This is a genomic window from Arthrobacter sp. M71 S08 (assembly GCF_059089725.1).
This window is the reverse complement of record NZ_JBNHEY010000002.1, coordinates 286,292-299,851: the sequence shown is the minus strand read 5'-3', so window position 1 is coordinate 299,851 and position 13,560 is coordinate 286,292. Positions and strand designations below refer to the sequence as shown.

The 13,560-nt window shown below is 64.8% G+C and carries 16 protein-coding genes; 6 read left to right on the top strand and 10 right to left on the bottom strand.

What is annotated here, in order from left to right:
- Positions 1-35: 35 nt before the first annotated feature.
- The 4 genes from AC5RTB_RS05285 to AC5RTB_RS05270 form a co-directional block, all read right to left on the bottom strand.
- Positions 36-905 carry a 3-hydroxyacyl-CoA dehydrogenase family protein gene (locus AC5RTB_RS05285; protein WP_494060031.1) on the bottom strand — a complete coding sequence of 290 codons (870 nt, stop codon included), beginning with the start codon at positions 903-905 and terminating at the stop codon, positions 36-38.
- The gene (locus AC5RTB_RS05280) at positions 902-1,654 is read right to left on the bottom strand and encodes an enoyl-CoA hydratase/isomerase family protein (RefSeq protein ID WP_494060030.1); all 753 of its coding nucleotides are present in this window, start codon (positions 1,652-1,654) and stop codon (positions 902-904) included. The genes AC5RTB_RS05285 and AC5RTB_RS05280 overlap by 4 nt, the downstream gene beginning before the upstream one ends.
- On the bottom strand, positions 1,654-2,850 hold the full coding sequence (locus AC5RTB_RS05275) for a thiolase family protein (RefSeq protein ID WP_494060029.1): 1,197 nt from the start codon (positions 2,848-2,850) through the stop codon (positions 1,654-1,656). Before AC5RTB_RS05275 ends, AC5RTB_RS05280 begins: the two co-directional genes overlap by 1 nt.
- A gap of 250 nt (positions 2,851-3,100) precedes the next feature.
- A complete protein-coding gene (locus AC5RTB_RS05270) occupies positions 3,101-3,310 on the bottom strand; it encodes a dodecin (protein ID WP_494060028.1) in 210 nt (69 codons plus the stop codon).
- A 166-nt stretch (positions 3,311-3,476) separates the two neighbouring features.
- Here AC5RTB_RS05270 and AC5RTB_RS05265 point away from each other — a divergent pair, with 166 nt between their 5' ends.
- From AC5RTB_RS05265 to AC5RTB_RS05250, 4 genes are all read left to right on the top strand, one after another.
- Entirely contained in the window at positions 3,477-3,914 is a 438-nt protein-coding gene (locus AC5RTB_RS05265; protein WP_494060027.1) for a VOC family protein, read from the top strand.
- 49 nt (positions 3,915-3,963) lie between these two features.
- The gene (locus AC5RTB_RS05260; RefSeq protein WP_494060026.1) at positions 3,964-4,935 is read left to right on the top strand and encodes a 1,4-dihydroxy-2-naphthoyl-CoA synthase; all 972 of its coding nucleotides are present in this window, start codon (positions 3,964-3,966) and stop codon (positions 4,933-4,935) included.
- A 6-nt stretch (positions 4,936-4,941) separates the two neighbouring features.
- Positions 4,942-6,075, top strand: coding sequence for an AMP-binding protein (locus AC5RTB_RS05255; protein WP_494060025.1), 1,134 nt, complete (start codon positions 4,942-4,944; stop codon positions 6,073-6,075).
- Between the two features lie 65 nt (positions 6,076-6,140).
- Positions 6,141-7,025: a 1,4-dihydroxy-2-naphthoate polyprenyltransferase gene (locus AC5RTB_RS05250; RefSeq protein WP_494060024.1), complete on the top strand. Its 885-nt coding sequence runs from the start codon at positions 6,141-6,143 to the stop codon at positions 7,023-7,025.
- 19 nt (positions 7,026-7,044) lie between these two features.
- On the opposite strand, the gene AC5RTB_RS05245 is transcribed toward AC5RTB_RS05250, so the two are convergent.
- Entirely contained in the window at positions 7,045-7,338 is a 294-nt protein-coding gene (locus tag AC5RTB_RS05245) for a DUF4229 domain-containing protein (RefSeq protein WP_494060023.1), read from the bottom strand.
- Between the two features lie 30 nt (positions 7,339-7,368).
- Here AC5RTB_RS05245 and AC5RTB_RS05240 point away from each other — a divergent pair, with 30 nt between their 5' ends.
- Positions 7,369-7,749: a PLD nuclease N-terminal domain-containing protein gene (locus AC5RTB_RS05240; RefSeq protein ID WP_494060022.1), complete on the top strand. Its 381-nt coding sequence runs from the start codon at positions 7,369-7,371 to the stop codon at positions 7,747-7,749.
- A 110-nt stretch (positions 7,750-7,859) separates the two neighbouring features.
- Here AC5RTB_RS05240 and ccsB read toward each other — a convergent pair whose 3' ends face one another.
- The 5 genes from ccsB to AC5RTB_RS05215 form a co-directional block, all read right to left on the bottom strand.
- A complete protein-coding gene (gene ccsB, locus AC5RTB_RS05235) occupies positions 7,860-8,894 on the bottom strand; it encodes a c-type cytochrome biogenesis protein CcsB (RefSeq protein WP_494060021.1) in 1,035 nt (344 codons plus the stop codon).
- Positions 8,894-10,582: a cytochrome c biogenesis protein ResB gene (resB, locus tag AC5RTB_RS05230; protein WP_494060020.1), complete on the bottom strand. Its 1,689-nt coding sequence runs from the start codon at positions 10,580-10,582 to the stop codon at positions 8,894-8,896. The genes ccsB and resB overlap by 1 nt, the downstream gene beginning before the upstream one ends.
- A gap of 43 nt (positions 10,583-10,625) precedes the next feature.
- Positions 10,626-11,339, bottom strand: coding sequence for a cytochrome c biogenesis CcdA family protein (locus tag AC5RTB_RS05225; protein WP_494060408.1), 714 nt, complete (start codon positions 11,337-11,339; stop codon positions 10,626-10,628).
- An 89-nt stretch (positions 11,340-11,428) separates the two neighbouring features.
- Positions 11,429-12,049 (bottom strand): TlpA family protein disulfide reductase, encoded by a 621-nt coding sequence (locus tag AC5RTB_RS05220; RefSeq protein ID WP_494060019.1) that lies wholly within the window; start codon positions 12,047-12,049, stop codon positions 11,429-11,431.
- A gap of 38 nt (positions 12,050-12,087) precedes the next feature.
- Positions 12,088-12,753 (bottom strand): histidine phosphatase family protein, encoded by a 666-nt coding sequence (locus tag AC5RTB_RS05215; RefSeq protein ID WP_494060018.1) that lies wholly within the window; start codon positions 12,751-12,753, stop codon positions 12,088-12,090.
- A 184-nt stretch (positions 12,754-12,937) separates the two neighbouring features.
- On the opposite strand from AC5RTB_RS05215, the gene AC5RTB_RS05210 reads away from it, so the two are divergent.
- Complete coding sequence (locus AC5RTB_RS05210; protein WP_494060017.1) at positions 12,938-13,489, top strand: YceI family protein; 552 nt, start codon at positions 12,938-12,940, stop codon at positions 13,487-13,489.
- Positions 13,490-13,560 lie beyond the last annotated feature (71 nt).

Sequence of the window (13,560 nt, the reverse complement as noted above, 5' to 3'; positions counted from 1 at the left end):
TTGGCCCTCGTGCGGGCAAGGCTTTCGCGCTACGGTCACTCGTCCCAGGTGAAGAACCCCTGGCCGGACTTCCGTCCCAACTCCCCGCGCTCTACTTTGTCCCGGAGAACCTGCGGCGGAGTGAACCGTTCGCCGAGGGTCGAGGCCAGGTATTCGGCAATTCCCAGCCGCACGTCGAGGCCCACAATGTCGGTTGTCCTCAGCGGACCAACGGGGTGCTTGTAACCGAGAACCATCGCCGTATCGATGTCTTCGGCGGATGCGACACCTTCCTCGACCATCCGCATCGCCTCCAGGGCAATCGCAACGCCCAGGCGGGAACTGGCGAATCCCGGAGCGTCCTTGACCACAACAGGCGTCTTCCCCAGGGCATCAGCCCACCCGCGTGCCTTCTCGGCCAGTTCAGCCGACGTAGAGGGCGCGAGCACAACCTCAATGAGCGTCGACGCGGGCACGGGATTGAAGAAATGCAGGCCGCAGAACCGGTCCGGCCGCCGCAGGACGCCGGCGAGTTCGCCGACGGACAGGGAGGAGGTGTTCGTTGCGAGCCAGGCGTCGTCGTCGAGCTGCTCCTCTACACCGCGCAGTGCCGCGGTTTTCAGGCCAAGGTCCTCCGGCACGGCTTCGACCACCAGGCCGCACGGCCCGAACGCGGAGTAGTCGGTCGCCACCTCCAGCCTTGTCGACAGCGCGTCGAGGCTCTCCTGCGTGGTCCCTTTGGCGATGCTGCGATCTAGCGCTGCGGTGATGCGTCCTCGCGCGGCCTCCGCGGCGTCGTCGTTCTGTTCAACGACGACGACGGCGGCTCCCGCCACACAGAACGCGTGCGCGATACCCGCGCCCATACGCCCGCCGCCGAGGACGCCGACCTTGGAAGGAATGGCCTGACTGCGCTGTGTGGTCAATGTTCCTTCTTCCGGTCTGTGTCTTTCCTTGTCAGGAATGCCTGCATGCGCTCGAACTTCGCCTCGGACTCGAACAGGATGCCCTGCGCGAGCTGGTCGATCATGGGGTGGGCCTCGCGCGGCGCGTGGAACACGGCTTTGGTGATTCGGGTTGCCAGCGGATCCTGGCGGGCAATGCGGTCCGCGAGCCGGTGGGCAGCCTGCAGCAACTCCTCAGCCGGATGGATCTCGCTGATGAGCCGGACGGCGAGGGCCTCGTCGGCGTTCATCACCCTGCCCGCAAGCAGGATCTCCTTTGCGAGCGGCTCTCCGACAAGCTCGCGCAACCGCCACGTGGCGCCGGCCGCGGGCAGGATGCCGAGGCCGGTCTCCGGATTCCCGATCTTGAGTTCGGGAGTACCGATCCGGAAATCGGCGGCGAAGGCGAGTTCGGCGCCGCCACCGAGTGCGTAACCGTCCAGGGCGGCGATGACCGGCATAGGCAGGCCCGCGATCCGGGAGAACAGCGTCGAGTTGATTCCGGCCAGGGCGTCTTCGCGCCGTCGTTCCTTCAGCTGTGCAATGTCGGCGCCGGAGGCGAACACGCCGCCCGTTCCGGAGAGAATGAGGATCCGCGGAGTGCGCTCGAGGTCGTCGCACACTTCGTGCAGCTCGACGACCATCCGCTGGTCGATCGCGTTTCGGACGTCGGGGCGGTGGAGCTGGACGCTCAGGCGGTCGCCGCCGTCGTCAATTTTCAGGGTTTGCACTACACACGCTCCAGGAGCATGGCGGTTCCCTGCCCCACACCGACGCACATGGTGGCGAGGCCAAGGCGTCCGCCCTCCCGCTCCATGCGGCCCATGAGGGTGACCGCGAGACGCGAACCGGAGGAACCGAGCGGGTGCCCCAGTGCGATCGCGCCGCCGTCGCGGTTGACGATTTCCTCGTCCAGCCCGAGCCTGCGGATACAGGCGAGGGACTGGGTGGCGAAAGCTTCATTGAGTTCGACGGCGTCGAGGTCGCCGATGGAGCGACCCGAGAGTTCCAGGATCTTCTGCGTTGCCGGAACCGGGCCGATGCCCATGATTTCCGGGGGCACTCCCGCTGAGGCGCCGGTGACGATCCGGGCTCGGGGCGTCAGGCCGAGCCGGGTGAGTGCCGCTTCAGACGCGACGATCACGGCGGACGCGCCGTCGTTGAGGGAGCTGGAGTTTCCGGCGGTTACCACGCCGTCCTTGGTCACCACCGGTTTCAGTCCGGCGAGTACCTCGAGGGTGGTGTCCGGCCGTGGTCCCTCATCGGTGTCAACGGTGACGTTCTTCTTGCCGTGTGTGGTGTTGACCGGGACGATCTCGTCTGCGAACCGGCCGGCTTCTGTCGCCGCGACCGCGCGCTGGTGTGAGCGGAAGGCGAAGGTGTCGGCGTCCTCGCGGGTGATGCCGTCAACGCGGGCCACTTCCTCTGCCGTCTCCGGCATCGAGTAGGTGGTCTTCTCCTGTGCCGCGAAGGTCGGATTGGTGAAGCGCCACCCGATCGAGGTGTCGAAGGCTGCGCCGGGCTTGGCGAACGCCGTCGTCGGCTTTTCCATCACCCAGGGTGCGCGGCTCATGGACTCGACACCACCGGCGATGACGACGTCGGCAGCACCCGCCTTGATCATGTGCGAGGCCATGATGATGGCCGACAGCCCGGATGCGCACAGCCGGTTCACCGTGATCCCCGGGATGGTGTCCGGCAGACCCGCGAGCAGGGTGGCCATGCGGGCGACGTTGCGGTTTTCCTCGCCGGCGCCGTTGGCGTTGCCGAGGATGACTTCGTCTACAGCCTCGGGATCCAGCCCCGAGCGGTGGACCAGTTCACGGAGAGTGAGCGCTGCGAGATCGTCCGGCCGGACCGCCGAAAGCGCTCCACCGTACCGTCCCACAGGGGTGCGAACCCCGCCCACCAGAAAAGCCTCGGCCATGCCAGCCTCCGTCATCATCGTCATCATCGTCAGCGCGTCACGCTGAGGGCGGCACAATTACCGACCGTTCGTTCTATAAAGAATCGCACGGGGTGCCGGGGCGGTCAACCAAGGCGAAAGAAGCGCCGGCGGAGCTGCCCCGGAATGGCGCATCGGGGCGAGCTCAACGCCGGCGAGAATACCGTTGCGGGTTCAAACCGCAAGGGGGTTGTGTGTTGCGTATTTCGTCAACTGTTCGGCTGGCTCACGGTCAGTTCTCCAGACGGAAGCCCAGCTTGACGGTCACCTGCCAGTCAGCGACGGCGCCATCCGCCAAATGCCCCCGGATCTCCTTGACCTCGAACCAGTCGAGGTTCCGGAGCGTCTTGGCCGCGTGCGTCACCGCGTTGGTCACGGCTGCGTCCACCCCGTCCGGTGATGTGCCGACAACCTCGGAAATGCTGTACGTATGGTTCGCCATGCTTCCTCCTTCAGCGGACGCCGGCCACTCCGGCGGGTGGGTGTCACGCTAGTCCTCCCCGCCGTTCCGGTCCAGACCCTCCTGCGGCAACCGCCACCGGAATAGCGGACAGGGCATGTCCGGAATGCACTGGATCGGGGTTGCAGCCGTTCCTACGCTGAGAGCCATGACGTACAACATTCAGGTAGTAGTCGACAGCGCAGATCCCCATACCCAGGCTGACTGGTGGGCAGAAACCCTCGGATGGGAGGTTGAGCCGACGGACCAGGATTTCATCGACAAGATGCTCGCAGAAGGGTACGCACAGCAGAGTGACCTCATCGAGCACAACGGCGTTCGCGTCTGGAGCACCGGCGAGGCGGTGTGCCGTCCGGAAGAAAAAGGCAAGAAAGGTCGCCAGCGCATCCTGTTCATGAAAGTTCCGGAACCAAAGACGGTCAAAGACCGCATCCACCTCGACATCAGCCTCAACGGCGATGACAGGGACACCGTTCGTGCCGCACTGGAGAGCCGCGGGGCGCGCTTCCTGTACCAGGGCAATGAGGGTCCACACGTCTGGTACACCATGGCTGACCCTGAGGGCAATGAATTCTGTGTGAGCTAGGCAGGAAGCACTTTGAAGTCACCCCCGCCCTCGAAGCTAGACTCGATTGGTGACCACAGACCTTCCTGCCCAGGTATCCGATGTCTTTGACCCTGCCCGCTGGCGGCTCGTGGAGGGGTTCGAGAACCTTCAGGACATCACCTACCACCGTCAGGTGGAACACAGCCAGGTAGAACCCAGCCATAACGACGGCGCCGCGTCGCGGGACCTGCCCACCGTCCGCATCGCGTTCAACCGGCCGGAGGTTCGTAACGCTTTCCGTCCGGGCACCGTGGATGAGCTGTACCGGGCGCTGGATCATGCCCGCATGACCCCGGACGTCGCGACGGTCCTCCTCACAGGTAACGGCCCCTCCCCCAAGGACGGCGGTCACTCGTTCTGCTCAGGCGGCGACCAGCGGATCCGCGGGCGGGACGGCTACCGCTACGCAGAGGGCGAAACCCGGGAAACCATCGACCCCGCACGTGCCGGGCGCCTCCACATCCTCGAGGTCCAGCGGTTGATGCGGACCATGCCGAAGGTGGTCATCGCCGTCGTTAACGGCTGGGCGGCAGGCGGCGGCCACAGCCTCCATGTGGTGGCGGACCTGACGATCGCCTCACGGCAGCACGGCAGGTTCAAGCAGACCGATGCGACGGTGGGCAGCTTCGACGCCGGCTACGGGTCGGCCCTCCTCGCCCGTCAGATCGGGCAGAAGCGCGCCCGCGAAATCTTCTTTCTCGCACGTGAGTACTCCGCCGAGGACATGGTCGCCATGGGAGCAGTGAACGAAGCCGTTGACCACGAACGGCTCGAGGAAGTCGCGCTTGAGTACGCGGCAGACATCGCAAGGCAGAGCCCGCAGGCTATCCGCATGCTCAAGTTCGCCTTCAACCTGCCCGACGACGGCCTGGCCGGGCAGCAGGTCTTCGCCGGTGAAGCCACCCGCATGGCCTACATGACCGATGAGGCCGTCGAGGGCAAGGAAGCGTTCCTCGAGAAACGCAGCCCCGACTGGTCCAGCTTCCCCTACTACTTCTAGGCGCCCATGGAACTCCTGCCCGTTCATACCCCGTCCGGCTTCGATCCGCATACCCTGCTCCCCCCGCTGGCGTCAGCCCTCGCAGGCGAGGGACCAGCGGTTGCGCCGCATGCTGACGAGCACCAGAGCTTCGACGGCGAACTTCCGAACGACGAAATCGCTGCGGTGCTCAGCACGTCCGGCTCCACGGGCAACCCGAAGCAGACCATGCTCAGCGTCGATGCGCTTTCCGCGTCTGCCATGGGCACCGCCTATGCACTCAAGTCCGAGGGTCAGTGGCTGCTCACCCTCCCGGTGCACTACGTCGCCGGATTCCAGGTCCTGGTTCGTTCCCTGTACGCGGGAACCCGTCCGTGGGCCATGGACCTAAGTGGAAGCTTCAGCCCGGAACGTTTCACTGAAGCCGCCGGTGAACTGACCGACAAGGTGCGCTTCACGTCCCTGGTGCCCACCCAGCTGCACCGCCTGCTGGAGGATCCGGCGCCGGAAACCATCAAGGTGCTCCAGCGGTTCAACGCGATCCTGCTCGGAGGTGCGGCCGTCACCGACGCACTTCGCAGCAGAGCCCGTGCGCACGGCCTGAAAATCGTCCGCACCTACGGCATGAGCGAGACCTGCGGAGGCTGCGTGTACGACGGCGTCCCCCTCGACGGTGTGGAACTCACCAACGAAGAGGGCCGGCTCTGGATCAGCGGGCCCGTCCTGGCTGACGGTTACCTGGGCCAGCCGGAGCTGACCCGGGAGAAGTTCCCGTTCAACTCGGGGCGCCGCTGGTTCCGCACTGACGACGACGGCACCATCAACAACGGCGTCCTCACCGTTCATGGACGCGTGGACGACGTCATCATCACCGGCGGTCTCAAGGTCTCAGCAGTCGCAGTGGCCAGCGTCATCGAGGGCCTGGCGGGAGTCAGCGAAGCGCTGGTGCTTGGCATCCCGCACCCGGAGTGGGGCGCTCAGGTGGCTGCCGCCGTCGTCGGCTCAGTCAATCCGGACGCGGTGCGGCAGCACGCGCAGGAGCATCTTGGGTCCCACGCGGCACCGAAAATCGTGCTGACCCTCGACAAATTGCCCACGCTGCCCAGCGGCAAGCCCGACCGGCTGGCGGTTCGCGCGCTGTTCGAACAGTCAACACTGTAGTGGGCTACCGCGCTTCAGAGCAGCGTCCAGGCAAGATCAACACCGTAGACAACCGGAGGAACACCGTGGCAACAGCTGCGCAATGGGTGGAGGGAGCGCGCCCCCGCACGCTTCCGATGGCGGTGGCGCCCGTGATCATCGGGTGCGCCGCGGCCTTTGACCTCGGGGCATTCAAGCCCGTGCATGCCCTTCTGGCCGCCATGGTGGCGATCCTGCTGCAGGTGGGGGTCAACTACGCGAACGACTACTCCGACGGTATCCGCGGCACCGACAATGACCGCGTCGGCCCACTGCGGTTGACCGGGTCCGGGGCGGCAGAAGCGTCGCAGGTGAAGTGGGCCGCCTTCGGGTGCTTTGCACTGGCCATGGTCACCGGTCTCGCTCTGATTGTGCTGTCCCAGGCCTGGTTCCTCCTGCTCGTGGGCCTGGGTTGCGTTGCGGCAGCCTGGGGATACACGGGCGGGCGCAATCCTTATGGATACATGGGCCTCGGGGACCTTTTTGTCTTCGTTTTCTTCGGCCTGGTGGCGACCCTTGGGACCACCTACACCCAGGCCGGGCAGCTGAGCGCCCCCGCCTGGGTAGGCGCCGTCAGTACCGGGATCATCGCCATGGCGCTGCTGATGGCGAACAACGTGCGGGACATCCCCACCGACCGGGAAGCCGGCAAGCTCACCCTCGCTGTCCGGCTCGGCGACACGGCTGCCCGGATCAGCTACGTCATGATGCTTGCGGTGTCGCTGCTGCTGCCGCTGTTCCTTGTCTACGACTACCCGTGGGTGCTGCTGGTCCTGCTCCTGGTCCCGCTGTGCCTGATGCCGAGCTGGCTGATGCTCAAGGGCAAGAAACGACGCAGCCTCATTCCCGTCCTGAAACAGACGGGAATCATCAACCTGGGCTTCAGCGTGCTGTTCGGCGCCGGCCTGGTGCTCTCGAGCTCGCTGTCCTAGACCTGATCCCGCGCCTCGATTACGGCTGGCGGCGGTCCGAGTTGACTGGCGTATTGGGGTCCAGGGTGTCCTCGGCGTCCGCATCCCGGAGCTCGCTGGCGGTGCGGACGGGCGGGGCTCCGTCGCGGAATCGGCGCTGCAGGGATGACGCTGCTTCGTTGCGAAGATCTCGGAAGAAGAGGTACGTGACGCACCATGCCATGATGGCCCCGGCAATCACGGAGAAGATCGCCCCCAGGCCGAGGGAGTAGCAGATCACAAAGAACACCACGACGAAGCCGAGGCGTAAAGCGGTGAATTTGAGGAAGGGCACGACCCAAGTTTACTCGCCTACAATTGATGCATGCCGCGCCTGTTGCTGTTCCTCGTGATCCTGGGGATCGCTGTCATTATTTACGCGCTGTTCGACTGCGTCATGAGCCGCGCCGAATCAGTGCGCAGCATTTCGAAACCCGCCTGGTTCTTCACCATCCTCCTTGTTCCCCTCCTGGGCGCCGGCCTGTGGTTCCTCTTCGGGCGTCCCCGCGGCGATGACCGCCCCAGCCAGCGTCAGCCGCGCCGGCCAACCGCGCCCGACGACGACCCGCAGTTCCTGCGCAACCTTGAGGTACGCCGCCGTCAGGAAGCCCGCGAGGCAGAACAGCGCAAGCGTGAGGCCGAGCGCCGGGCCCGCGAGGAGAAAAAGAAGGACGAGGGCACAGCCAACGACGGCAAGACCGCTTAGGCCTTCAACTGACTTAACTGAATTGGCAGGACACGCCTCTAATGCGTCGGCATTAGGGGCGTGTCCTTCCAATTCGACGTCGGGGTGTTGAAGCGCTGGGTGTCCAGCGGTCAGACGCCTGCGTAGCTGTGCAGTCCCGAGAAGTAGATGTTCACGATCGTGAAGTTGAAGACGATGCACAGGTAGCCCACGATCGACAGCCACGCGGCGCGCGTCCCGGTCCAGCCGCGGGTGGCACGGGCGTGCAGGTAACCGGCGTAGACCACCCAGATCACGAACGTCCAGACTTCCTTGGTGTCCCAGCCCCAGTAACGTCCCCAAGCCTTCTCCGCCCAGATGGCTCCCGCCATGAGGGTGAACGTCCACAGCACGAAGGCAATCGCATTGATGCGGTAGGAGAGGTTCTCCAGGCTCAGGGCCGAGGGAACCAGCCGCATAAAGGGCAGCCGGTCGTTCCGCCCGGAGGCAAGCCGTGCCACCCGGTCAGCCTGCATCAGCTGCAGCACCGACATTGCGAAGGTCAGGGTGAACAGCGCGGAGGCCGCAACGGCCACGGACACGTGGATGATTAGCCAGTAGCTCTGCAGGGCGGGCACGAGGTTGGCCACCGGCGTCGGGAATCCGATCGTGGCCGCGCACAGCATGACCACCACGAGGCCAATTACGAAAGTGCCCAGGAACCGCAGGTCCTTGCGCGTGAGCACCAGCAGGAAGACAACAGCAACCACCAGGCCGCCGGTGGTACAGAACTCGTACATGTTGCCCCACGGCACCCGGCCGGCGGCGACACCGCGGCTGACCACCGCAACCGCGTGGATTGCAGCAGCGACAATGGTGAGTGCGACGGCGATGCGGGCCGCGGAGCGTCGCTCGCCCTGGTAGTTCATTGAGTCGTCGGCCGTCGAACCGGCTGGGGCGCCGTCGTCGTCGGTTGATTTCCCGCGCTTGCCTCCCGCTACGGCACCGGCGAGCACGAGCTCCCGCTCCTCGGCCGATTCGGCGAGGCCTGCCTCCATCTCGCGGATGCGCCTGCTGCTCTTGACGAGGTCCCAGGTGAAGGCGAGGAAAGCCACCGTATAGGCGAGAGCCGCGAGCAGCATAAACAGCTCGCTGTACTGCCCAAGGGTCTGGTTAATGTTCTGCATCAGTTGTCCTTACCGCTTACGGGCGCCGAGGCCCCCGCGTGCGCTGTCTCATTCTCGTCGTCTTCGGTGCCGCCCGCCAGCCAGCGTTCCCGCAGAAGCTTCTCGATTGCAGCACCCTCGCCTGCCAGCCTGTGATCCTCGCCGCGGGCCAACAGACCGTACTCGACCGTGATCCGGCCGTCCGCGCCGGTGCCCGTGCGTATCCAGACCCGGCGTCGGCCAATGAACAGGGAGGCGCTGAGCCCCGCAAGGGCCAGGGATGAAAACACCAGGGCGCCGACCTCAGCAGGGTCGTGGGTGATATCCAATGCTGCGTAGCGGCGCAGCCCGTCGAACGTTATCGAGCCCAGGCCGTCGGGCAATTCGAACGTCTCACCGGCGTCGAGCACGATGCCGCCCGCCTCACTGTTCCGGCTGTTCAGCTCGGTCAAGGTGTCGGTGTTCAGGACGTACACGTTCTGGGGTTCGCCGTCGTCCAGTCCAAGATCGCCGTAGTAGGAGTTGAGGTTCAGCTGCGGAAGGAACGGGTCGGGGTCGCGGCTGAAGGAGACACCGTTCTCGTCGATCGCCGCCGTGGGCAGGAAGAAGCCCACGAAGCCGAGCTGCTCCGGCTGTGCGTCGGGCACCTTGAGCACGATCAGGGAGGTGAACAGGCCGTCCTGCGGGATCGACACCACGGGGCCCTGGTGCGCGACGTTGCCGTCGCCGTCGCGCACTGTCACGACGGGCGCGTAGCCGTTGCCCACCAGGTACACGCTGGTGCCGCCGATGGTCAACGGCTCATTGACCTTCAGGATCCGCTGCTCCGGTTCCTCCCCGGGTGCGGTCCTGGTGGTCATGGTGGCAGTGAAGTCGATGGGCTGCCCATAGTGGGTGAGTTGCCGGTCGAACTTGACGTCGAATTTCTCAAGCGTGACGGAGTACGGGTCCAGGTTGTCTTCGGAGAAGTTGGTGCCCGGCGTGAAGGAGTCGTAACCGACGAGCGTGTTCACGAATGTCTCGCCCTCGACCAGGATCTTCTGCCCGCGGTAGCCGAACAGCCCGCCGACGGCTACGGAGACCAGCACGCCGATCAGGGACAGATGGAACACGAGGTTCCCGAATTCCTTCAGGAATCCCCGCTCGGCGCCGACTGAGGGCCGGGTACCGTTCTCGTCGCGCACATCAACGCGGTAGCCGCGCTTCTTCAGCACGCCTGCAGCGTCGACGACGGCGGCACCGGACGACATCGGACGCCCGCCGTCCTGCCCGCTGGACCGGGATCCTGGTCCGGCCGGGAGGGCGAACGTGCCGTGTACCGGCATTCGTGAGAGCCGACTCGGTGTGCGCGGCGGCTTCGAGCGCCAGGCACGGCCGTGGGCGATCGCGCGCGGGATGACGCACCCGATCAGCGAAATGAACAGGAGCAGGTAGATCGCGGAGAACCAGACGGACGAGTAGACGTCGAACAGCTGGAACCAGTCCAGAATGGGGCCGGTCTCCGGGTTGTCCTGAATGTACTGGGTGACAACGGCGGGGTTTGCGGGACGCTGCGGGAAGAGCGAGCCGGGTACGGCTGCGACGGCAAGCAGGAGCAACAGGAAGAGGGCCGTGCGCATGCTGGTCAGCTGGGTCCACATCCAGCGCAAGGTGCCCAGGAACCCAAGAGCTGGGAGCGCGACGTTGTCTTCGCGGTCCTTCGTTGCCATTGGGTTGTCCTTAGCTTCAGCCTTCGAATTATTCATGAGTCGATCAGATCGGGAGAGTGACGCCGCCCAGCCACTGCTGGAGCTCGTTGATCCACAGGTTCCAGACTCCGGACGCCATGAGCACGCCGACCAGGATGAGCATTCCACCCCCGGATCGCTGCAGGAGCAGCCTGTGGCGCCGGAAGAAGGCCAGCGCACCCATCCCCCGCCGCAGTCCCAGGGCGATCAGCAGGAACGGCAGTCCAAGGCCCAGGCAGTAGACGAAGGTGAGCAGCGCGCCCTTGGCCGCGCTGGCGCCGTCGTTCGAGAAAGCGAGCAGCTGCACCGCAGAGAGAGTCGGCCCGATGCACGGGGCCCAGCCCAGACCGAACGTCAGCCCGAGAAGCGGTGCCCCCCAGAGGCCGCTCGGAACCCTGGCGTGAGGCTTCCGGTCCTGCTGGAACCACGACAGCCCGCCCATGAACACAATTCCGAGCACGATCACCACGAGGCCGAAGATCCGGATCAGCCACTCCTGGGAGCCGGCCATCCACGCTCCGAGCTGCCCGAACAGAGCACCGTAGGCCATGAAGACCAGCGAGAAACCGACCACGAAAAGACCAATCCCGGCCACCATCCGCCCACGCCTCTGCTGCTCCAGGTCAACGCCGGTCAGTCCGCTGACGTATCCGAGGTATCCGGGAACAAGCGGGAGCACACAGGGCGACACAAACGAGACCAGACCTGCCAGAAGGGCCACGGGCAGCGCCAGCAGCATGGAGCCGTTGAGCACCGTGTCAGCGAAGGCGTTCCCCGCCGGAGCCAGTGCAATCACGGCACCGGATGGAAAGGTGGAGGTCACGGCCACTACTCGGCCAGCGCGGAGTCTATGAGCGCGCTGAGGGTTCCCTTGTCGGCCAAACCCAGGATGCGCGCGGAGACGCGCCCTTCCTTGTCCAGCACAATGGTTGTCGGCACGGCCTGCGGCGGAACGTAGCTTGTCATCGACAGGAGGACCCCGCCGTCGGAGTCGTTGAAGCTGGGGTACGGGATGCCGAAGTTCCGCTCGAACGCCTCCGCGTTCTGCTTACCGTCACGGATGTTCACGCCGTAGAACCGGACATCCTGTGCCTGGTACTCCTCATGGAGTGCAACGAGGTCGGGTGCTTCCTCCCTGCACGGGGCGCAGGCGGCGTACCAGAAGTTCAGGACGGTCACATCTCCCGGCCACTCGGACGAGGAAACAGCCATCTCGTTGTAGAGCGTGCCCTCGATCTGCACGGGTTCACCCCGCTCCGCGGCGGTGTACTCGGTGACGGAACCGTCACCGGCGATGTAATTCTTGTTACTGCCTTCAGCTGCCTGCTGGGCCAGCGGGTCCTGTACGGCACAGCCTGAAAGGACGACGACGGCGGCGAGCACCGGCGCGATCAGGCGCATCATCCTGCCGCCTCGTCGGCGGCGGTGGGCAGCATCAGAATGAGTCACAACATCTTCCACAAGTTCTACAACGTGTAGTAATCGTATTACGCTCCCGGGAGGTTCTTCGCGCCGGGGAGCAGGTCGGCGCACGGCTCCTCATACCTCACGCCGGTGAGCTCGTCGCCGTCGAAATAGAGGGAAGTTACCGAGCTCAGTGTGCATTTGCGTTGACGCGGATCATGCCACAGGCGCCGCTTCTCGGCGGCGAGCCGGGCAACCCAGATGGGTAGCTGGTGACTGACCATCACCGCTTCAGCGTCCTTGCCGCCGGTAGCCTTTAGAGCTTCGCGGCGCGCGTCATGAACCGCTGCCATTACCCGCTCCACCTGAGCACTGTACGGCTCGCCCCAGGACGGGGTGAACGGGTTTCTGAGCGACTTCCAGTGCTTGGGGTGCCTGAGCTGTTGGGCTACCTGCGTCATCCCCTCGAAGCGGTTCTCCGCTTCGATAATGCGCTCGTCGGTCACGATAGACAGGCCCAATTCCCGGGCCGTCGGCGCGGCGGTTTCCTGTGCGCGAGTCAGCGGCGAAGCGACCAGATGCACGATTTCGGCGCCGTCGTTCCTGCGTTCCGTGAAGTAGGTTGCTATCCGCTCTGCCATCTCGCGGCCGAGCTCTGACAGATGGAACTCAGGCAGGCGGCCGTAAAGGATCCCGTCCGGATTGTGGACTTCGCCATGGCGCACGAGATGAACGGTGGCTGAGGGCATGAGTCAAGTTTCGCATCCCTCGAGTCAGACGGTTAAATCGAGCGGGCAATACTAGCCAGGAAGAACATTTGAAGTTTCAAGCGATCTCTGGAATAAAAGATGCAAATGCATGTTTATTACATGTACAAGCCCGTTCGGCCACCCGGCCGTACAACCAAGAGCACTGCAGATCAGGAGAATCATTATGGCTATCCCCACCGGACTCACCCACGGCACCTGGAAGTTCGACGGCTCGCACAGCGAAGTCGGTTTCACCGTCCGCCACGCAGGCATCAGCAAGGTACGCGGAAACTTCGACACCGTCGACGCCACCCTGCAGGTCGGATCCTCACTCGAGGACTCGAAGGTCACCGCGACCATCAAGACTGAATCCTTCAACTCGAACGACGCGAACCGCGACGCCCACGTACGCGGTGGCGACTTCTTCGACGTCGAGCAGTTCCCCGAGATGACCTTCGAGTCCAAGCGCGTGGAAGGCGCCGGCGAGACCTACAAGCTCATCGGCGACCTGACAATTCGCGGCATCACCAAGGAAGTTGTCATCGACACCGAGTTCAACGGCGTTGCTGTTGACCCCTTCGGAGCCATCCGTGCAGGTTTCTCCGGCCAGACCGTCATCTCCCGCAAGGAGTTCGGCCTGACCTGGAACGCAGCCCTCGAGGCCGGCGGCGTTCTGGTGGGCGACAAGGTGACCATCAACCTCGACGCCGCCTTCGTGGCACCCTCGGCCAACTAGGCTCTTCTCGTCACAGACGATCCCTTTATGGGGCGTACCGGATCCCCCGGTACGCCCCATTGGTTTTCCCC